This is a genomic window from Xanthomonas sp. NCPPB 3761, assembly GCF_041475705.2.
Lineage (GTDB): Bacteria > Pseudomonadota > Gammaproteobacteria > Xanthomonadales > Xanthomonadaceae > Xanthomonas > Xanthomonas phaseoli.
Genome location: NZ_CM191262.1, coordinates 2,324,106 through 2,344,102, shown reverse-complemented (window position 1 = coordinate 2,344,102; position 19,997 = coordinate 2,324,106). Strand labels below are relative to the sequence as shown.

Genomic DNA, 19,997 nt, shown 5'->3' with positions numbered 1-19,997 from the left:
CCACGGTTACACAAAATTCTGCACACGCTCCGCACAGGAAAACGGTGCTGCAGCGCTGGCGATGCTCCCGCCCCTGCTGGCGGTAGATCACCGCGGTCACCGCGCCGCGTCCGTCGCGTTCCAGATCGATCACCCGGCTGTCGGTGCGCAGTTGCGCACCATGCGTCCTGGCCAGCGGAAGCCATGTGGTGTCCACGCTCACCTTGGCGGCGTTGCTGCAACCCTGGTGACAGGCACCGCAGTTGTTGCACGCTGCACGTTGGCCCCAATGCGGCTGCTGATGTGGCCGGGTGACCAACGCGGCCGGTGCGTCGGTGGTCAGGATGCCAAGGGCGCTGCAGCCGTGCTCCATGGCGATGGCCGATGCATTGCGTTGCGGTGGCCGATAGGCATAGCTGCGCTCGGGGTCCCACGGGTAATGCACGGGACCGGAGACCCCGATGAAGGTCTCCACGCGACGCACGTAAGAGACCAGCTCATGGTGCGGGATCGGCCAATCGGCGCCCTTCCCGGTTTGGGTGCGAAGGCTGAGATCGCGCTTGTCCGGCCGAGGGCAGAACGCGCCCCAATGCAACGTCGAACCACCGAGCCCGGAGCCCGAATTGTTCGGCCCGAACGCAGTAGGCGTTTGCCCGCCGCTCAAGCGCTCGTCCATCCAGTAGATGCCGGTGGTCAACTCATCGGGAAGATGCGACTCCGGCGTAAATGCCGCGCCGGCTTCCAGCACGACCACCGAAACCCCCGCTTGTGCAAGCCGCGCTGCAAGCGGGCCGCCCCCCGCTCCGCTGCCGACCACCACCACATCGACGCTATCCTGGGCACCAGCGTTGCTCATTGCGCAGTCTCGGGCATACGCAGTTGCCAGTGTTCATGCCGGCCTGCTGCGGTTTCCACGTAGCCCACGGGGCCATTGCCGGTGTCGTTGCCGACGGCAAAACCGTCGTAGCCCAGCGCGGCCATGGTGGCGGGAAGGCTGGTCCAGGTGCGCACCACATCCGCACGTACATCCTCGAACCAATGCGCGAATTGCCCGGCGTCCAGGCCATGCGCAGCCGTGTTTACCACCATCACGTGCGCGATCTCCTGCAGCCAACGGTCCTGGCCCTGTGCCGACTGTTCGGCAAAGCCGCCGGCCAACGAATCGAGTGCATCCAGGCCGAGCGCAATCGCCAGGCAATCGTCTGGCAGGTCTGCATACCGCCAACCATCTCCCTTGCCTTCTGCAAGCTGCAGGTCGATACGCCGCGCAATCTGCGCCGCATCGCCCGCACCATCCAGCACGCGTGCAGCCACGGCCGCAAGCACGTTCAACTGCCGCGAGCTCAACACGCCCTTGGCCGAAGCCGGTGGACCGGAGTGACGGGCGAGCAAGATCTTGCGCATACGCGGCGCCACGCGTTCGGAGTTCAGCAAGGCAATGAAGTCCTCAGGCAGGCAGTTCTCAATGCAGCGCTCTACATGCGCTTCGATCAACTGCGCCAGTTCCTGCGGTTGTTCATAGGGAATCAGATGCGCGGCGTTGGCCACGGTGGCGAGCTGCGCATGCGCATAGTGCGGAGCGTTCAAGTGCCGCTGCGCAGTCTCGCCCAGATCGCCATCCTGGCCGCCTGCGACAATCACTGCCGGCACGCCGATGCATCCTGCCTGGGCGGTGCGGTCTTCGCGACTGCCGTGTGCGAGCCATGCCATCCATGCACTGGGTGCGGTGCGCAGAACGTCGTTGATCGCGGCGTCCCTGAGTTCATCAGGCAGCGGAGAGGCGCAGTTGGCATCCACGAACTGTGTAGCCTCCATGCGCGTGGGCTGCCCTGCTTCGAACCAGGCAAGCATGGTGCGCCGTCGCGATTCCTGCATCGGTTCGGGTGCTGGCGGCGATGCAGCAACCAGCACCACACCCGCCAGACCGGCAAGGCCCGCCACACCGTCGCGCGCCCGAGCTGCCGTCAACGTGGCGATCTTTCCGCCCATGCTATGCCCCACTACAAACCAGCATGCCGGTTGCCGCTTGATGACTTCAGCGCTGAACCAGTCGACAAGCGCGTTCGTGTCGAAGTGGTCCAGCGCAGGCGCATCGCCGAATCCAGGGATGTCCAGCGCAATACAGTCGAAGCGCCCACCGAACCGCGCGATGACACGGCTCCACTCATGCCGGCTGGCGCCAAGCGCATGCAGGAAGAACAACGTTGGCTTGGCCATGTCGCACCTTGTGTGTCGGTTCGGCATGGTGGCGCACGCTTCGTCCACGCCCCGTGCAGATGAGGTCGACAGCCGGTTAGCAGGCGTCAGGCGTTGGGCGGCGACAGGCCGTGGTTCGACTGCGGCGATGGAGAAGGCGCGGATGCACTTCAAATCGCTGGTCTGGCCAGCCTGTCGCACTGTAATGATTGAAGCGAACAACCCTCTGGCCAGCGGCGCCTGCTGAACGAATCCGAATCCATGCGGCAGGGCGTTGACGTTTCTAAAAGACAGTTCCAAGCATTGCGCCAGCCGCTACGCAGGCACGCAGGTCGCGGCTTCCAACTGTTTCAAAAAATCAGAGAAACCGCCGACTGCCCGTGCCTGCCTACGGGCACTGGTCCACACCACCGAGCGTGGCGACCAGGCGATCGCTGCATCGATCGCCTGCAGCGCGTGGACCAGCGCGACATCTTCGCTGCAGGTCAACGCAGAGAACCCACCGCATTGTTGATAGAGCGTGGTGCTCACACCGAGGTTGGCGCCGTGAATGCGACCATGACCTTGTCCGGTTGCCTGGGTCTGTTCGAACCTGCAGCGCACTTCATCGGAATAGTCCAGCCAATCCTCCACCTGCACGACACCGCAGAACACATCCGCGTCGGCTCTGCGCTGTTCCACCAGCCAATCGGCCGGGACGCGCGAATCGGCGTCGGTCACGGCCAGCCAATCGGCGCCCAGTGCAATGGCCTTGGAGGCTGCGGCCGCCCGCGCACTGCCGACACCGCCGGGTGCGGGTACGTCGATCACGTGCGCGCCCAACGCCAGTGCCAGCTCTGCGGTTGCATCCGTGCAACGGTCCACTGCGACGATCACCTCCACAGCTTCGTGCAATTCGGGATGCGATGCGGCGCAAAACACCGATGCGAGGCAGGCCGCCATGCACTCGGCCTCGTTATGCGCGGGAATGATGACGGCGATCATCGCAAGCCTTCGTGTTGTGCCACCGACAACGGTTGCGCGGTCCACGCTTCCAGCAGGAAATCGCTGTCTTCATAGCGATAATTCAGCGGCAAGGTGAGCCGTCGGGCGATACAGGCATGGACCGCGATGCCATCTTGTTGTGCCTGTTCGAAAGGATGCTTCCAGTGGCAGGCGACCAGCAGTCCCTCTGGCGTCAGCGCCTGCTGCAGACGCGCGATCAGCTCGTCGAGTTCGGACGCGGCGAGGTAGTAGCCGATCTCGCTCAGCACGATCAGGTCGAAACTGCCCACCGGCCACTGCTGCGGATGGCAGGCCTGCACGATTTCGACGTTACTTCGCTCCCCTACGCGTTGCTTGGCCTGTTGTACCGCAGCGGCCGACATGTCGGTTGCCAGCAAGCGCTCGCAGCGTGCAGCGAGCCCACAGGTTGCTTCGCCGTTTGAACACCCCAGTTCCCATCCGCGTGCAAACGCCTGCCGGGGCAAGGTTGCCAGCAGGATGTCGCGTTTGCGTTTTTCGTACCAACGTGTCGCATAGCCGAACGGATCGTGTTGCTGATAGATGCTGTCGAAATAATCGGCATTGGCCTGGGCGTTCATGGGAGATAGACCTCGAAATCGCGCCGAAACCTGGCCAGCGCCCAGTCGGGAAGGATGGGGTTGCGCAGCGCAGGCGTGACGTGACCGGTCTGCGTCTTGAACGCGGACATCGCCTGCATCTTTGCAGCATGCGCATCGGCAGAAAGCAACAGACGCGTGGCCGATGCCAGCATCTGACTGTGGTCGGGGTCATCCCAGTGCCATGCCCAGATCGGAAACTGGATCAATCGCGCTCGGCAGCGTGCAACTGCGTTGCTCGCTGCATCTGCACAAGCTTCGTGGTCGGGGTGGCCATCGCGCGCATACGTCACCAGCACCGCATCGCGCGGTTGCAGCAGATCGGCCAGCCGCTCACCGAGGGCGTCAACGCCCGCGCGTACCTGGCCATCTCCCGCATCCAGCCTGACGATGCTGCCTGCATCGATGTCCAGGCACGCCAACGCATCACGCAGCTCCTCACGACGCGCAGCTGCCAGCCGCGCGGGCGGCCATGCGTCGTCCTGCGGATAGGCCGCTTCGCCATCGGTAACGGAGACGATCAGGACCTGTCTTCCCGATGCGACCGCCATCGCAAGCAGCCCGCCACATCCCAGCACCTCGTCATCCGGATGCGGAGAAACCACCACGACACGGGTGGCGGTGCCCAGCAGCTGTTCGAGGCTGCTGATGGGCAGCGCAGTCAACTGGGGCGATGCGCGCCAGCGCTGTTCGCTGACGCCTTGCCCTGCGATCTGCTCGCCCCTCACAGCAGCCATGGGTCGACCTCGCTTGCGTGCAATCGCTCTCCCAGCCACTGCTCGTCTTTTTGGCCATGGGACTGGCGAACGAAGGCAGCCAGGTCGGCGCACCGCTGCGCGTGCCCGGCATCGCAGCACAGTGAGGCCGGCCCCAAGGCCAAGGCGGCACGTTCGATCACGTCCCGGCAGATGCGGTCCATCATGCTCCGTAACCGAATGACAGCCAGTTGATGGCTGTGGATTGGGGCGTCGTCGATCGCCTTCGCCAGGTCTTGCAGCATCAGCCGCGCACCGGTCAGCTGTTCGTCGATGGCGCCCAGGTGTGCTGCCGCAAAAGGGTTCTTCGCCACGCGGGGCGAGCGGCGTACATGCTCGGCAATGGCTGCGGCAGCGCCATACCAGCAGGCCGCGATGCCTGCCCCACCATGCCAAAAACCCGGCCGCTGCAAATAGAATTCCGGCTCACCGAGCAATCTTGCCGGCGCACTCGCGAAATGGCCGTTGCCAGTCGAAATGCCGAGCATGCCTGGTCCGTGCCACTGACTCGCATCGAGCGCGAAGCATCCCTGCGCTAGCGTCACGGCGGCAAGCGGCTGCCGATCACCGTCTCGGACGGTCACCAATGCGTGCGTCACAACGTCCAACTCCGCGCTGCACCACGGTTTGATACCGGATACCGTGCTTGAGTTCGCTTCGTACGTTGCAGTGTCATGCGGCCCGCCCGCTGCCCACACGGCCCACACCGCTCCATTCGAAGGTAATGGCTGGCCGGCCTCGGAAAAAATCGACACAGCGTCGTAATGCGCTTCCAGCACTTTGGCAAGCGGCAAGCTCGCGGCACCCAGCTTGCTCAGCGCCTGCCATCGCGCGTACGTGCGTCCTGCGCCAGGATTGGGAAGTTGCGGCGTCAGTCGTACGTACTCACGCACGCATTGCGCGAGCACTGGATTCGGCGATATCGAAGGTGTGCCCGGCAGATCGTCGCGGGCCGGTGCTGATTGATACATACGCCAACCTAAGCGATGGCTCGTCAATCCCAAGTGAGCCAATGACCAAGTCCATCACCGCAACAGCCGTTGGATAAAGCAGACTGCCTGGCGATGGGCGCACGTTGTCGATGCGACGTGGCTTTAAATCATCAGCACCCATCGCAACACCGCGCAAGCAATGTCACGCGGGGTCTATGTTCGTTCAAGAGTGCGAACAGAGGTTTTGCGATACGCTCGAACCGGACTCAGCCGAGAAGAGCAATCGTGCGGCCGGATGTCACATCAAGCCGGAAAGAATCGAGATGAACCGACGACTCAGCAGAACAACGCGCAACAGCGTCAGTTGGAATCGTCGGGCGCTTGGCCGCCGCGCAGACGCCGCGAGCACTTCAGTCTGCAACCCGCACCGCCATGAACTGTCCGTTGCCGACGAGCGTGTGCAGAATTTTGTGTAACCGTGGTTTGGGTTACCGCTGAGGAAGTCGCCCCTCGAACTGGATCGTAAAGCGGTTCAGCGCAGCCTTCCAGTCGCGGATCGGCAGCGTCCATTTCTTGGTGATGTTGCGCAGAGCCAGGTAGAACAGTTTCATCAAGGCTTCGTCGCTGGGGAACGCGCCGCGGTTCTTGGTCAGCTTGCGCAGGCTCATGTTGACCGACTCGATGGCGTTGGTCGTATAGATCACCTTGCGGATCTCCGGTGGGTAGTCGAAGAACGGGATCAGTCGTGACCAATTGCGCCGCCATGACTGGCTGATGGGCGGGTACTGGGCGTCCCACTTGGCCTCGAACTCGGTCAGTGCCTGCTCGGCCTCCTCGACGGTGGCGCAGGCGTAAATGCGCTTGAGATCGGCGGCAACCTCGGCGCGGCGTTTCCACGAGACGTAGTTCAGGCTGTGCCGCACCATGTGCACGATGCACAGCTGCACGGTGGTCTGCGGGAACACCGCCTCGATCGCCTCGGGAAACCCCTTCAGGCCATCGACGCAGGCAATGAAGATGTCCTGCACCCCGCGGTTGCGTAGCTCCGTCACGACTTGCAGCCAAAACTTGGCACCCTCGGCCTGCGCCAGCCATAGGCCCAGCACTTCCTTCTCGCCGCCCATGGTGATGCCGATGGCCAGGTACACCGCCTTGACCCGCACCGCGCCCTCGCGCACTTTGACGTGGATGCAGTCCAGATAGACGATCGGATAGACCGGATCCAGTGGCCGCGCCTGCCACGCCTTGACCTCCTCGACGACCGCATCGGTGACTGAGGAAATCAGACTCGGCGACACCTCGGTGCCGTACATCTCCTCCAGGTGCGACTGGATCTCGCGCACGGTCATGCCGCGCGCGTACAACGACAAGATCTTGTCATCGAAGCCGGCCCAGCGGGTCTGGTGCTTGGGGATCAGCTGTGGCGCGAAGCTGCCGTGGCGATCACGCGGAATCTCGATCGGCAGCTCGCCGAACTCGCCCTTGAGCGTCTTGCGGCTGCGTCCGTTGCGCGTGTTGCCGGCCGCGTTGGCGACCGGCTCATGCTTGTCATGACCGAGGTGTTCGGTCATCTCCGCGTCCAGCGCCCGCTCCACCAACCGCTTGGTCAGCTGCTTGAGCAGGCCGTTCTCGCCGATCAGATCCTCGGGTTTGGTGTAGTTGACCAACAGGCTGCTAAGCAGCTCGTCGGGTACCTCATGTGTGCGTGGGCTCATGGTGTCTCCGGGTTAGGTGGCAGTCTCCTGCCTGTGGCCCGGTTACACAAAATCTAGGACACGCCCTTGCCGACCGGTACCTCGCTGCACCGGAAGGAGATGTCGGCGCGGACAGCCCGTATGAAATCTGCCATCTCCGTTGCGTGCGAGGTGGCGTTGTCCACCACCATCAGGCCGGTGCCGGGCTTGAGCACACGGCGCAGCTGCGGCCACCACCGTGCATAGGCGCTGCGGTCCGAGTCCAAGAACAACAGATCCACGTTGCCATCGTCGGCGGTCTCCAACCACGCACCCGCATCGCCCAGCACCTGCGTGATGTGCGCCTGTAGTCCGGCACGCACGAAGTTCGCAGCCGCCAGGGCAGCCTTGTCTTCGGCATGCTCCAGCGTAGTGACATGTCCACCAATGGCGATGACAGCTTCGGCCAGCCACAGCGTGGAGTAGTCATTCGAAGTGCCCACCTCCAGCACCTGCCGCGCCCGCGTTGCATGTACCAGCAGGGCGAGCAGCTCGCCGGTTTCGGGGGTGATATTCAACATGCGTTTGCCACGCGCGGTTTCCACCGCGTCGTTGCTGGTTCCAAAACGCGATAGCTCCTCTTTCAGATCCTGCAACGCGCTCATGCCTTGACTGCTTGTTGACTGTTGCAGTGTGGGCGATGACCTAGGCAGCGCCCTCCAATGCCTGGTGCACCGCACCGCGATGCGAGCGAAGCGGATGCTCGACGCGCCTGATACAAGTGCTCGCTATTGGCTATTCTCCGCAAAGAACGCTCTACCTCGCTTTCAACATCGCTGGCAACAAAACAACTGCAGGCATGGCGCACGCAATCAGTCGCAAGAGCTTCCCAGCCTGCGCACTCTCACGATGGGGTACTCCGCCGACGCGCCCTCGGTCATAGATCAGCTGTCGGCGGCATGGCCCCCTCCCAGAATTCCAGCAACCGGGAGACAGGCTCCGGTTTTTTTCCCGCCGACCACAGCGCAAGGCGTGTGCGCGACCAGCGTTGTGCGCTGAGCTCGACAATCGACCCGGGAAGCACTTTGCGGCACGCCATCTGCCAGTCGGGAAAGTAACGCTCGACGATGGAGCCGTTGTAGACCTCCGCGATCACGTGATGGCGCGAAGACCGCTTGATGCGATCGTAGGTGTGCTGCACCCCGGCAGGCGGCCCCTCGAAATACTGGAAGAAGCGAGCGCCGTCGTAGAGCAGGACGCCAGTGATGGCGGCCAGCGAGTTGTGTGCACTGGAAGAGACAAGCAGCCGGTCGACCTCCCCCATCGACATGGGGCGACGCACCTCGCTCACGTAAGCGATGGCCTGCAGCGGTGGATTTGCCAAGAACTCGTCTCGATAGGTGATCTGCTCCAACATCCATTTCTGCAGAGTCGTCAGCGCCGGCTCCTCCTGAGGTCGCTGCGAGCGCCAGTATCAGGGCGCGACGCACCGATTGGCAATTCAGGCATTACAATTTAATTATACATAGCGGCGATGTGCGGCCACGGGCCAGCTCGCCCAACCCGTCTCGGCGCGTGCAGTGCCACGCTGGAAGGCCGGTCGATCCGATGAGCGCTGAGCGCTGAGCGATGACGCTGGCGCATTGCAGTGGCTGGCCGAAGACGTGGCCCGCGATATCATCAGAAGAAAGGCGATCAATGCGCGCATCGCTCCAAAGCCACCGCAACCTCAATCGGCCCAGACGATGATGACCGGCAACGATGAACTTCAGCGCGCCACGTTGCTGCCAGTGGCACTGCTCGCCGTCATGTCGCTTGGCGGATGCGTCACCACGTCCCCGGCGACGGGTCATCTCGTTGAGGGGCCTGTGCGCCTGGGGGAGATGGCAGCGGTCGATGGTCCCAGAGTGCGGCCCGACCGAATCGTCGAAGACAGCCGGTGCCCTGCTGATGTGCAGTGCATCGTGGAAGGCCGACTGATCGTGCGTGCGACGGTACTGGGTGGTGGCTGGTCCAGACAGGTTGACCTGACGTTGGGCATCCCGGTCCCGATTGCCGATGGCATGTTGACGCTGGTAGACGCCACGCCTGTGCCCATCGCCCCGGAAACCGCCGCCCGCGCTGCGGCACGCTTCACCTTTAGATTTCAAGGCGGTCGCTAGCCAAGCATGCCCCCAGGCTAACGATCCGCATCTTGCATTAGCGACCACTTCCACAGGTTCGCAGTGGTCCGCCCTGCGTTCGTCAAATTGCTCGACGCAGCCAAGTGCACTGGATTGCCGCTGCGAAGCCCAACCGACGAGTCGGCCTCTACCGCAGCGATCGAAAGGTTTCCCGGAGGTGGTCGACAAATGCAGGCGGATTTTCCATCGCAGCAAAATGCCCGCCCCGCTGCGCTTGTGCAAAAAAGCGAAGATCCGCGAAGCGTCGTTCTGCCCAGCGCCGGGAAATGCGCACTTGTTCCCCAGGGAACATGCTGATCCCGGTTGGCGTTGGCATCGGCTGCGTGGGCATCGCAGTCCCGGCTTCATGCGCAGCTTCCCAGTAAAAACGCACCGAGCTGGGCCCGGCATTGGGGAGCCAGTACAGCATGATGTCGTCGATGAGGTGATCTAGCGCGATCACGTTTTCCGGTTCGCCATCGCTTTGGGAAACGTCCTGGAAGAGCGCATACACCCACGCAGCGATGCCGGCTGGAGAATCAGCCAAGCTAAATGCCACCGATTGCGGTCGTGTGCTTTGCAGCCGCATGTAGCCTGCAAATTCGTTCTGATAGCGCTTTGCGTCGTCGAGCATCCGCTGCTCTGCTGGCGTGGCGTTGGCAATCTCTTCGGCGCTCGGGTCGAACATCACCATGTTCAGATGGATACCCAGCAAGCCGGGCGGCTGCATGAACCCGAGCGCGGTCGTGATCGCGCTGCCCCAATCGCCGCCCTGGGCAGTCCAGCGTTGGCCATACCCCAGCCGGCGCATCAGTTCGACCCAAGCCGCAGCCGTTCGCCCCACTCCCCAGCCGCGGGCAGTGGGTTTGCCAGAGAAACCAAAGCCGGGCAACGAAGGGATCACCAGATGAAACGCATCCGACGCCTTCCCACCGTGGGCCACCGGGTGACTTAGCGGGCCGATCACGTCGCGAAATTCCAGAATCGATCCCGGCCATCCATGCGTCAACAGCAGCGGCAGCGCGCCCGGCTCCGGCGAACGCACATGCAGAAAATGGATATCCAGCCCATCGATGAAGGTGTAATGCCGTCAGTCATCTCAAGCCTTCGGTGCGTAGGTGTGCGCCAAGGTCTGGCGGGCCGACTGCCACGCGCGCGCCCCGTAACGATCATTGTCCAGAGGGATCAACTTGCCGCGTCCACTCATCATGTCGCACAGGTATTGCATGCCCTGCCAGGGTGGGAACGGGTCATCGCTGGTCGGCGTCAGTGCACGCACGACACGGATGATGGCCGACATCGTGCCGAGTCCGCCTGGCCTGAGCATGCGATATCGCTCGCCCGTGAGCTCGGTGAGCAGATGTGCGATGTGGTGTGGCGAAATGCTGTTGCCGGCAATGCGCAGATCGCGTGGAGACTGCGGATCCAGTGCCGCCGCGGCGGTGTAGCTGGCGACATCGTCCTTGGCAGTGAAATCGAGTTTCTGGTTTGCGTCGCCAAAATGCAGGACGCGGCGGCCCGGTACGACCAGGCGCGCACTGCCCTCAAGCAATTCCAGAAAGCCGCCACACAGCACCGATGTGGCCGAAATGGGGGTGGCATCCAGCTGGTCCCTGAAGCGGCGCCGCAGGTCCAGATTGCGATTGTCGCCTGGCCGCGTCTTCGTGTAGTCCAGCGAGAAATCGGATGGGATGAAGCGAGGAACGCCCGCAGAAACCGCTGCACGCAACAGCTTTCCCTGTTGACCCAACATCACCTCTTCCAAGCCGTTGAGTGCGGAAACAACGCAGTCCGCACCCATGATCGCGTCGCGTAGCCGCTCGGCGTCGTCGAGCTCAACACGTCGAACCTGGACGCCCCGCCCTTCCAGCGCCGTAACGCGGCTCTGTCCTGCACCGTGCCGCACCAGTGCAACGACTGCCGCGCCCTGATCCTTGAGTGCAGCCGCGATCCGGTAACCCAGATCGCCGGTGGCACCTGCGACAACAATCTGCGAACTGGTCTGTGTATTCACGTGCTTCTCGCTTGATGGTTGGTGTGCCCAAGTGGCGGGCAGCCAATGCAACCGCGAGGCATTGGCGCCCTGTTACCTCGGCTGTCATGCGTTGCGCTGGCGGAAGCGATCGTGCAGCGAACAACTGAACGATATCGTTCAGTTGTTGAAAACACAAGCGGCGTGTAGCTTTTCGCCGATGAAGGCAGTCAAGCAAAAATCCAAAGGCGGCAGGCCGCCACCCGATAAAGCCGGCGATGTCGATCGGCGCCTCCTCGATGCGGCTTTACAGCTCTTCCTGGAGCGTGGCTTCGAGCACACCTCGTGCGAGGACATCGCGCGATTGGCAGGTGCGGGCAAGGCAAGCCTTTACGCCCGCTACGCCAACAAAGACGCCATTTTCGAGGCAGTGATTCGCCGTGATGTGCAGACCCAGCCCCTGCCAGCCGCCAGCAGCGCCCCGCTGGATCTTGAGGGTCGGCTAAGGCTCGCAGGTCGCGGAATACTTGCGCATGCGTTGCAGCCGCAAACCGTGGCGATGATGCGCTTGGTCGTCGGCACTTCCATCCGGGCGCCGGAGCTTGCTGCGGAAGTCAACCGCATCGGCTGGGAAGGCGGGCTGCAACGCGTGCGCATGGCGATCCTCGATGGCCCGGATCAACCCGCCGATCCCTCTGCGTTGGCAAGCCAATTCGTCGACCTGGTGTTTGCGCCGCATCAACTCCGTGCGCTGCTGGGAGAACACCCGGCACGCCTGGTCGACTCCGCAGCAGACCGCGTGGAGTGGGCACTGGGGTTGCTCAGCGCCGCAGGCCAGCTGAAGACGAAACGTCCTCGCTGACACGCGCTCGACGCCCGAAAACTGCATCGGGCCTTCGAGGCGCCTGCCAACCGGTTGCAGGCGCCATTACGTCGGCACAAACGCCATCGCGATTACTGCCGCCCTCTTCTCACGATCGACCGATGCCGCATGCAGTGGCCCGGCATGATCATGTGGGGCGCAGGGACCGATCTGCGCACTCAGGCAGACATCGCCGCACGTCAGCGTGCGTCACGCTTACCCGCCGCTGCGGGGCAGCGCGCCCTTGTCTTCCTGCAACTCACGCTTGAACGGCACATCCGGCGGCGGGCGTGCGGTCGCCGGTTGATCGTTGAGATTGGGATCGCTCAGGCCGCAACCGCCGCCCAATTGCAGAAGGGACACCACGCAGCTGATCTTGGTGGTCGTGCCAGGAATCGGAATCTCGATCTTCTTCAGGCCGCGCCGCACCCATTCCTGCAGCAGCGTCTGGTTCGGCATCCAGTACTTGTCCAGCGATGTCGGTGTATAGCCGTACGGCGGACGTTTAAGCCAGGTACCACCCTGCGCAATCTGGTCGCGGGTCCAGGTATCGGTCTCGCTGCCCGGTGGTCCGCGGTCACCTGCCCCCTTGCCGGCATCGCCCGCCCCGCTGGCCACTTTGACGCTGCCATCGGCATTGAACATGCCGTTGCGCTGCGCGTTGCCGCCTGTCGTGTCGCCTTGCCGATTGCGCTCGGATTTGCTCCAGTCGTCGGCGTTGGCGGCCACATCCCACCCGCCGCTGCGATCGGCAGGCGCCGGGCCGGCATGACTGCTGGCGGCTGGCTTGGCAGGCATCGATGCAGCGGCGGCCGCGCTGCTGGAACGCTCGGACTGGGCAGGACTGGCCTGCGCCGGTGCAGGTTGTGCGGCTGCCTGCGCAGATGGTGCCGCCACGGGTGCCGGCTGCGGGTCGGGAGTCGCAGGCGTCGCTGGCACGACAGGTGCCGCCGCCACTGGCGCAGGCGCCGGATCCGGTACGTTCGGCAGCTCTGCCGGACGCACCGCGACCTCAGGCATGCGCACCGTCGGCGAGATCTCACGCAGGCGTGCAGCCGGCGCGGCGATTTGCGGGCGCTCGGGGATGACGATGTCGCGCTCGCGCACCGCAGGGGCCGTGGCAGAGCGCACCGCCACATCCGTGGCCGGACGTTGCAGTTCGCGCACCTGCGGGCGCTCGGTCACCGTCTGGATGTCGCGTTGACGCACCTGGACCTGCGGTGCCGCCCGCTCGATTGCACGCGGCGTCAGCGTGATGGTTGGCGGCGGTGGGACGACAAAGTCGTTGGTGGCGACCGGGGTTTCGGTGACCTGCAGCGGCGATTCGATCGTCATCGGCGGCACCTGCACCGTCACCTGCGGAATCTCCGCGGTGATGGGTTCGCTGGCAGCTTGCACCGGTTCGGGCGCATTTTCCGCTGCCTGGGCCATGTCGGGGCGTTCCACAGGGTCGGTCGCTGGCTGCGTTGGCATGGGTGTCGGCGATGCAGCAGGTTCGCTTTTCGCCGCCGATACGCCTGCGTGCGCTGGCGAAGACGCCGCAGTTGCCGCCGCCTGCGTCGATGCCTCAGACGTAGGTTGGCCTTCCCCGCCGCCCTGCGCTTCAGCCCCATCGCCAATCAAGGTCATGCGCACCCGCGATTCCTCGCCGGGTTTGGTTTCATCCGGCGCCCAGCGCACGGTGACCACCCAGATAAGCAGCGCAATAAAACCGAGGTGGATGAGAAAACTGCCAAGCACCGCCAGCCAGTGCTGCCGGCGCTGATCCTTCGGCCGCGGGTCCCAGTGCTGCCACCACAGGCTGCGGAATGCCTGGAAGGGCGACAGCAGGGAGACGCCGGCCACATCGCGCCGAGCCGGTTGCCTGCGCGCCAACAGCACATCCATGACATGGTCATCGTTGAATGGCGCAGCCGCGTGCTTGCGGTTGCCCATCCAGATACCCCAGCCATACGGAAGGCCGGTGCGCCGATCCAGAATCAGCTTGCCGGGCATGCGCGCGCGCAGTGCCTGCAGCAGATCGGCAGCCGTTGTCACCGGTGGTGCGGAATCAGGCCGCGCTGTCGCGCGGAATGTAGGGGGCGTCGCCGGTGGCGTGGTCGGTCGCGTCGCGCACCGCAATCACGCCGGGCACGCGCCCCATCAAGGTCTTTTCGATGCCCTGCTTCAAGGTCACGTCGGCCATGCCGCAGCCGTGGCAACCGCCGCCGAAGCGCAGCAACACCACGCCGTCGGCGGAGACTTCCTGCACGGCCACGCGTCCGCCATGCGATGCCAGCTGCGGGTTGATCTCGTTTTCCACCACCCAGCGCACCCGCTCGACCATCGAAGCCGACTCTGCAGGCGCTTCGCCCTTGATCTTGGGCGCCTTGATGGTGAGTTGCTGGTTGCCGGTGGACTGGGTGACGTAGTCAATTTCGGCACCGTCCATCCACGGCACGCTGGCAGCGACCACATACAAGGTGAAACCGTCGCAGTCGATTGCCCATTCGTCGCCGCTCAGGTCCGCCGGTTCGGCGAACTCAAGCCGGGCATCGGCGCGTGGGGTGCCCGCGTCCACCGCGCTCAGGCGCACGCCCATGCCGGGCACACCCTCGCGTTCGATGAGCTTGCGGAAATAGGTCTGGGCTTTGTCGGATATCTGGATCATGCGGGTTATTCTACCGCTCAAAGCGCCCTCGCTCATGGAACACCGTGATCCTGGCGGGCGCGCCGTCCGCCACCCCTGCGAGACCGTCATGACCGATCTGATTCCCCTGGAGCAGGCCCATTGCCTCCCCCGCAAGGGCAGCGACCACAAGCTGGGCGAAGCGCGCCTGGCCGAGCTGCTGCCGCAGGTGCCTGGCTGGGAGCTGGCCGAGGCCGGCATGGCGCTCACGCGCACGTTCCGCTTCACCGACTATTACCGCACCCTGGCCTTTGTGAATGCGCTGGCCTGGATCGCACACCGCGAAGACCACCACCCCGACCTGGGCGTGCATTACGACCGCGTGGTGGTGCGCTATTCCACCCATGACGTGGGCGGGCTGAGCGAAAACGACTTCATCTGCGCGGCCAAGACCGCGCAACTCTACGACCAGGGAATCACTGCATGAACATGTATCGCGCTGCGCTCGCCGGCCTCATCGTCGCCACCGGCCTTGGCGGCTGCGGCAAGTCGCCCCAGCAGGCTGCCGCGCCCACCGTCGCGCCCACCGAGCTGGCTGCCGTGAAGACGCCTCCGCCGGAATATTCGCCGCAGCTGGCTTGCGCCGGCGTCGGCGGTACCACTGTGCTGCGGGTCGTGGTCGGCCCCCAAGGCTCGCCGACCGACGTCTCGGTGGCCCAGAGCAGTGGCCAGCCCGTACTCGACGAAGCGGCCCAGACGCGCGTGCGCGAGTGGCAATTCAAGGCCGCCACCCGCAATGGCCAGGCCGTGGCGCAGACCATCCAGGTGCCGGTCTCGTTCAAGCCGCCGGTGCCGCGTCCGAACGAGTGTTTCGCCATCGAGGAGCGCGCACGCCGCGGCGGCTGAGGACCGCGCAGGTCGGTGGCGCCTTGTTTCTGCACGGCACAAGCGCATCGACACCCGCGCATGAGCAACAGCGCCTTGTTCGCGCGCGCGTGTTTTGCCTGCGTCTGACGCTGGCGCGGATGCGTTGCTTTTCGTCCTCAACACGACGTCTTCGTCATCGCGGCATGGCCATCCTGCTTCCGCGGAGGGGCATGGGTATCTGGCGAGCTACGGTTGCCACGCTCTCTCCAGGAAGTTCTTCATTCCCCCAGGACGTCGCGCCACATGCTTGCAGTGTCATCGCACAATCTCTGGATCGCGCTTGCGGTCACGCTGGCGGCCGGGCTGGCAACCGGGCTCGGCAGCCTCATGGTGGTGTTTGCCAAAAAGCCCAACCCGCGGCTGTTGGCATTCGGCCTGGCCTTCGCCGGCGGCGCCATGGTGTACGTATCGCTCACCGAGATCCTCAACAAGTCGATCGCCGCGTTTTCCCAGGCCTACAACGACAAGCTCGGCTTTACCTTCGGCACACTGACCTTTCTTGGCGGCGTGCTGCTGATCATGGTGATCGACCGCCTGGTGCCGAATCCGCACCAGAGTTTGTCCAGCGACGATCCGCACTTTCGCGAAGACAACCGCGCCTATATCCGTCGGGTCGGCCTGATGACCGCCGTCGCGATCACCGCGCACAATTTCCCGGAAGGATTGGCGACTTTCTTCGCTACGCTTGAAAGCCCGGCGGTCGGCATGCCGCTGGCGTTCGCGATCGCCATCCACAATATTCCCGAAGGCATCGCGATCGCGGTGCCGGTGTATTTCGCCACGCGCAACAAGTTCTATGCGGTGGGCGCCAGCCTGCTCAGCGGGTTGGCCGAACCGATCGGTGCGGGCATCGGATATCTGGCCTTGGCCAGCGTGCTCTCGGATGCGGTCTTCGGCACCGTGTTCGGGCTGATCTCCGGGGTCATGGTGTTTCTGGCACTGGACGAGTTACTGCCGGCTGCCAAGCGCTACGCCCAGGGTCACGAGACTGTGTATGGCCTAGTTTCGGGCATGGGGACGCTGGCGATCAGCCTGGTGTTGTTCCGTTTCGCAACGCCGTGAAGCGCGTCGTGCGCTGGCAGCTCGTGATGACCTGGCCGCAAGCTCTGCTGCATGCGCGGCTGCAAGCTTCTTCAGCAATGCCATCGCTGGCTTTTGAATGACGAACCGATGCGCGCCGCCTGCCTGAACTCAAGCGCGCGTCGCAGTGCCCCTTCGTTGGCAAGCGGTTTCCCGCACGTCTGCTGAACACCGTCGCGCCTGGTTGACTGAAGCCAAGTTTTAGAAAGGTTCCAGACACTCAAGCCGGCGCATGGTACGCGCGTCATCAACGCACACACAGCGAGGTGCCGTATACAACGCACATGGTCACAAGGGCGCCTTGCCTTGGCGCTGTCGATCGCATCCACCGCCACGATTGCACTCTGCGGGTGTCAACGCACGGACGCACCGGCTCCGGCTGCAGCCGAGCCTCCGCCGCCTCCCAGCGCGACGGCAGCGCCGGCTTACACGCCGCCCACGGCGGACCAGCTCTACCAACTGGTTGCGCCAATTGCCCTGTTCCCAGATAAGTTGCTGGCGCAAACGCTGGCGGCGTCGGTCTATCCCGATCAGGTGGTCACCGCACAGGAATGGCTACGCAGCAATAGCGGCTTGAGCGCTGCCGATCGCGCCCAGGCCACGGTGTCGCAATCGTGGGATCCGAGCATCAAGGCACTGACCGCCTTTCCCGACGTGGTGGCCCAACTGGCCGGCAATCTGGATTGGACGCGTGCGCTCGGCGATGCCTATGCCCACGACCCCAACGATGTACTCAACGCGGTGCAGATCATGCGCCAACGCGCCCAGGCCAGCGGCCATCTGCGCAGTACGCCGCAACAGCAAGTGCAGGTGGCGCGCCATGTGGTGGTGACGCCCATTCTGGACGAGGGCCGCGTCCCGCCGCCCTCGCAGGTGATCACCATCGAACCGGCGCAACCGGACGTGGTGTACGTCCCGCGCTACGACCCCGGCGTGGTCTACGGCACGCCGGTCGATGTCTATCGGGAGTATCGCTACCGCCCAGTCCGCTGGTACGACGAAGGCGACGTCGTCACCACCGGCCTGGTGTCGTTCGGCGTCGGCGTGTTGGTGGGCGGCGCGCTCGAGCACCACCACGGTTGGTTCGGCTGGGCCGAGCCGGCGCCTGCCTGGCACCGCTGGGGCTGGAACAGCTGGGGCGTGGACTGGAACGCGCCGCCGGCCGCACCGCATTACGTGGTCTACCAGAACCATGTCTATGCCCCGCGCACCACCATCATCAACAACCGAAATACCTATATCGATTCGCGCGCGTATGTGAATCAGGATCAGCGCCATTGGTCCGCTTCGACCTTTGCGCCTGTGGCCGGGATCTCCCCAGCCAGCTTTCACGCAGCGCAGGCGGCCGCTCTACCTGCAGCAGTCGCCGGCGCGCGTGGGCTTGGTGCCTTTGCAGGAGCCACCACGCCAGCGCCCTCGCCTGCCCAGCCGCATCGTGCGCCCGACTATGCGCATCTGGCCACACCGCATTTCAATGCGCAGATGCTGCAGCCAGGGCGCCCGGTCGCGCTGAACGCATCGCCTTCGCCGCATGCTGCGCCCCTGACAACTGCTGCCCACCCGATGCAGCCAGTGCCCTCCGCACCGCGTTCACCGCGCGTGCAAGCACCGGCATTCGCATCGGCTGCAACGCCCGCACGGGTGAATGACTTGCAGGCCGCACCGCAGCATATGGCGCAGGCACGCGCAGAGCCGCGGGCAGCGCAGGAGCAGGCAGCTGCAGCTGCAGCCAGCCGCGCACATGCTGGCATGCCGCCGCGCGATGCATTCGCCGGCCGCGACGCCCGCGACAGCCAGTTCCGAGCGCAATCCCAACCTGCGCAATGGAAGCCGCCCGTGCAAGCACAGCGAGACCTGCCGCCCCATCAGCAGTTTGCGTCCGCAGCATTGCCGCGGGCCGAACATGCGCAGCAGTCGCGCCCGCGTGACGAACCGCGCCCGGTCATGAAGGCAGAGCCGCAGCAGCACATGCAGCGGATGGCGTCCTTCGCCCCACCGCGTGCCGCTCCGACACACCAGGCCGATATGCACCAGCAGCGCCCGCATCCGTCGGCGCAGCCGCAGCATCACGACCACCGCCACGAGGGCTGAGCCAGCGCGCTGGCGCAGCCGCCATGGCTGCGTCAGCGACCGAGCTGGTCCAGCGCCTCGGCCAGCTCTGGCGCCAGCGGCGCGCTCAACACGTACGGTGTCTTGCCCGCATCCAGTGCGAATTCCAGCGATGCGGCATGCAGGAACAGCCGCTTCAAACCAAGCTGGTCGCGTAGACGCTTGTTGACGTCTGCCGCACCGTATTTATCGTCGCCGGCCACCGGGTGCCCCAGGTGCTGGGCATGCACGCGAATCTGGTGGGTGCGACCGGTCTCGATGCGCACTTCGCAATAGGAATGCCCGCCGCGCCGTTCCAGCAACTTGAAATGGCTCAGCGATGGCTTGCCGATCGCATTCACCTGCACATGCCGCTCCCCTCCCTGGCGCAGTCCGATGTGCAGCGGCGCGTCCACGCTCATCACGCCGTCGGGCATGCGGCCCACCAGCAGGGTCAGGTAGCGCTTGGTGATGCCGCGCCCGTCGACGCGGTCGTCTTCACGCATCAAGGCCTGCAGCTCGGTGAGCGCCGAGCGTTTCTTGGCCACGATCAACAGGCCGGACGTATCGCGATCGAGCCGGTGCACCAGTTCCAGGCTCTGGTTCGGCCGCAGCGCCCGCAGGGTTTCGATGGCGCCGAAGCTAATCCCGCTACCGCCGTGGCTGGCAACCCCGGATGGCTTGTTCAGGGCGAGCAGTCGCGCGTCCTCGAAGACGATCGCCGCCTCCAGCCGGGCCATGAACGACGGCGGTGGCGCCGCCTTGTCGCCCTCTTCGTTGACCCGCACCGGCGGAATCCGCACTTCTTCGCCGCCCTCCAGCTTGCGCTCGGCCTTGGCCCGCCCGCCGTTGACCCGTACCTGGCCGCTGCGGACCAGCTTGTAGATCAGGCTGCGTGGAGCCCCCTTGAGCTGGCCAAGCAGGAAATTATCCAGCCGCTGCCCAGCACGGTCTTCCGGAACTTTGAGAATGCGCACGCCGACGCGGTCGGCCGGCGGCTTGGGGGGCTGGGGGTCGGTCATCCGGCTCTTTATTCTGTTACACTCGGCGAGCGAGATAAGGGTTTGATTTTGTTGGAAGTTGATTGGCCAGAAGCCTGACTTCCGATGATTCCGGCACAGTGCGCGACCACCGCCCCCGGGGCGGCCATGTTAGCGGCTCA

General features: G+C 64.5%; 18 protein-coding genes and 2 pseudogenes. 6 read left to right on the top strand and 14 right to left on the bottom strand.

Annotation, left to right across the window (positions count from 1 at the left end; translation table 11 throughout):
• Nucleotides 1-16 precede the first annotated feature (16 nt).
• The 9 genes and pseudogenes from ACCQ00_RS10335 to ACCQ00_RS10295 form a co-directional block, all read right to left on the bottom strand.
• A pseudogene (locus ACCQ00_RS10335) lies at nucleotides 17-835 on the bottom strand (GMC family oxidoreductase N-terminal domain-containing protein); the annotation flags it as partial.
• Nucleotides 832-2,196, bottom strand: coding sequence for an alpha/beta hydrolase (locus ACCQ00_RS10330; protein WP_039575197.1), 1,365 nt, complete (start codon nucleotides 2,194-2,196; stop codon nucleotides 832-834). The pseudogene ACCQ00_RS10335 and the gene ACCQ00_RS10330, both read right to left, overlap by 4 nt.
• 294 nt (nucleotides 2,197-2,490) lie before the next feature.
• Nucleotides 2,491-3,159: a glycosyltransferase family 2 protein gene (locus ACCQ00_RS10325; RefSeq protein WP_039575199.1), complete on the bottom strand. Its 669-nt coding sequence runs from the start codon at nucleotides 3,157-3,159 to the stop codon at nucleotides 2,491-2,493.
• The gene (locus tag ACCQ00_RS10320; protein WP_039575201.1) at nucleotides 3,156-3,758 is read right to left on the bottom strand and encodes a class I SAM-dependent DNA methyltransferase; all 603 of its coding nucleotides are present in this window, start codon (nucleotides 3,756-3,758) and stop codon (nucleotides 3,156-3,158) included. Before ACCQ00_RS10320 ends, ACCQ00_RS10325 begins: the two co-directional genes overlap by 4 nt.
• Complete coding sequence (locus tag ACCQ00_RS10315) at nucleotides 3,755-4,513, bottom strand: PIG-L deacetylase family protein (RefSeq protein ID WP_039575203.1); 759 nt, start codon at nucleotides 4,511-4,513, stop codon at nucleotides 3,755-3,757. Before ACCQ00_RS10315 ends, ACCQ00_RS10320 begins: the two co-directional genes overlap by 4 nt.
• Complete coding sequence (locus ACCQ00_RS10310) at nucleotides 4,501-5,019, bottom strand: acyl-CoA dehydrogenase family protein (RefSeq protein WP_039575205.1); 519 nt, start codon at nucleotides 5,017-5,019, stop codon at nucleotides 4,501-4,503. The genes ACCQ00_RS10315 and ACCQ00_RS10310 overlap by 13 nt, the downstream gene beginning before the upstream one ends.
• Nucleotides 5,020-5,951: 932 nt before the next feature.
• Nucleotides 5,952-7,178, bottom strand: a complete 1,227-nt coding sequence (locus ACCQ00_RS10305; RefSeq protein ID WP_011345585.1) for an IS256-like element ISXax1 family transposase — start codon at nucleotides 7,176-7,178, stop codon at nucleotides 5,952-5,954.
• Between the two features lie 53 nt (nucleotides 7,179-7,231).
• Entirely contained in the window at nucleotides 7,232-7,801 is a 570-nt protein-coding gene (locus ACCQ00_RS10300) for an O-methyltransferase (protein WP_039574580.1), read from the bottom strand.
• A gap of 272 nt (nucleotides 7,802-8,073) precedes the next feature.
• Nucleotides 8,074-8,553: a BLUF domain-containing protein gene (locus ACCQ00_RS10295; RefSeq protein WP_017156640.1), complete on the bottom strand. Its 480-nt coding sequence runs from the start codon at nucleotides 8,551-8,553 to the stop codon at nucleotides 8,074-8,076.
• A gap of 328 nt (nucleotides 8,554-8,881) precedes the next feature.
• On the opposite strand from ACCQ00_RS10295, the gene ACCQ00_RS10290 reads away from it, so the two are divergent.
• The gene (locus ACCQ00_RS10290; RefSeq protein WP_039574597.1) at nucleotides 8,882-9,298 is read left to right on the top strand and encodes a hypothetical protein; all 417 of its coding nucleotides are present in this window, start codon (nucleotides 8,882-8,884) and stop codon (nucleotides 9,296-9,298) included.
• A 148-nt stretch (nucleotides 9,299-9,446) separates the two neighbouring features.
• On the opposite strand, the pseudogene ACCQ00_RS10285 reads toward ACCQ00_RS10290, so the two are convergent.
• Together ACCQ00_RS10285 and ACCQ00_RS10280 are read right to left on the bottom strand one after the other, a co-directional pair.
• Nucleotides 9,447-10,379: pseudogene (locus ACCQ00_RS10285) on the bottom strand (epoxide hydrolase family protein); the annotation flags it as partial.
• An 18-nt stretch (nucleotides 10,380-10,397) separates the two neighbouring features.
• Complete coding sequence (locus ACCQ00_RS10280; RefSeq protein WP_039574581.1) at nucleotides 10,398-11,312, bottom strand: NmrA family NAD(P)-binding protein; 915 nt, start codon at nucleotides 11,310-11,312, stop codon at nucleotides 10,398-10,400.
• A 178-nt stretch (nucleotides 11,313-11,490) separates the two neighbouring features.
• Between ACCQ00_RS10280 and ACCQ00_RS10275 the strand changes: the two genes are divergently transcribed.
• Nucleotides 11,491-12,132 carry a TetR/AcrR family transcriptional regulator gene (locus ACCQ00_RS10275; RefSeq protein ID WP_039574584.1) on the top strand — a complete coding sequence of 214 codons (642 nt, stop codon included), beginning with the start codon at nucleotides 11,491-11,493 and terminating at the stop codon, nucleotides 12,130-12,132.
• A 216-nt stretch (nucleotides 12,133-12,348) separates the two neighbouring features.
• On the opposite strand, the gene ACCQ00_RS10270 is transcribed toward ACCQ00_RS10275, so the two are convergent.
• Both ACCQ00_RS10270 and ACCQ00_RS10265 read right to left on the bottom strand, forming a co-directional pair.
• Complete coding sequence (locus ACCQ00_RS10270; RefSeq protein ID WP_039574587.1) at nucleotides 12,349-14,169, bottom strand: hypothetical protein; 1,821 nt, start codon at nucleotides 14,167-14,169, stop codon at nucleotides 12,349-12,351.
• Nucleotides 14,170-14,182: 13 nt separating this feature from the next.
• Nucleotides 14,183-14,782 carry an NfuA family Fe-S biogenesis protein gene (locus ACCQ00_RS10265; protein ID WP_011408965.1) on the bottom strand — a complete coding sequence of 200 codons (600 nt, stop codon included), beginning with the start codon at nucleotides 14,780-14,782 and terminating at the stop codon, nucleotides 14,183-14,185.
• Nucleotides 14,783-14,870: 88 nt separating this feature from the next.
• Between ACCQ00_RS10265 and ACCQ00_RS10260 the strand changes: the two genes are divergently transcribed.
• The 4 genes from ACCQ00_RS10260 (at nucleotide 14,871) to ACCQ00_RS10245 (ending at nucleotide 18,838) form a co-directional block, all read left to right on the top strand.
• Nucleotides 14,871-15,227 (top strand): 4a-hydroxytetrahydrobiopterin dehydratase, encoded by a 357-nt coding sequence (locus ACCQ00_RS10260; protein WP_017156633.1) that lies wholly within the window; start codon nucleotides 14,871-14,873, stop codon nucleotides 15,225-15,227.
• Nucleotides 15,224-15,646, top strand: coding sequence for an energy transducer TonB (locus ACCQ00_RS10255; protein WP_017156632.1), 423 nt, complete (start codon nucleotides 15,224-15,226; stop codon nucleotides 15,644-15,646). The genes ACCQ00_RS10260 and ACCQ00_RS10255 overlap by 4 nt, the downstream gene beginning before the upstream one ends.
• A gap of 264 nt (nucleotides 15,647-15,910) precedes the next feature.
• Nucleotides 15,911-16,729: a zinc transporter ZupT gene (gene zupT / locus ACCQ00_RS10250; RefSeq protein ID WP_039574590.1), complete on the top strand. Its 819-nt coding sequence runs from the start codon at nucleotides 15,911-15,913 to the stop codon at nucleotides 16,727-16,729.
• A 291-nt stretch (nucleotides 16,730-17,020) separates the two neighbouring features.
• Complete coding sequence (locus ACCQ00_RS10245) at nucleotides 17,021-18,838, top strand: DUF3300 domain-containing protein (protein WP_039574592.1); 1,818 nt, start codon at nucleotides 17,021-17,023, stop codon at nucleotides 18,836-18,838.
• A gap of 32 nt (nucleotides 18,839-18,870) precedes the next feature.
• Here the strand turns inward: ACCQ00_RS10245 and ACCQ00_RS10240 are convergent, their stop codons facing one another.
• Nucleotides 18,871-19,857 carry an RluA family pseudouridine synthase gene (locus ACCQ00_RS10240; protein WP_039574594.1) on the bottom strand — a complete coding sequence of 329 codons (987 nt, stop codon included), beginning with the start codon at nucleotides 19,855-19,857 and terminating at the stop codon, nucleotides 18,871-18,873.
• Nucleotides 19,858-19,997: the final 140 nt, after the last annotated feature.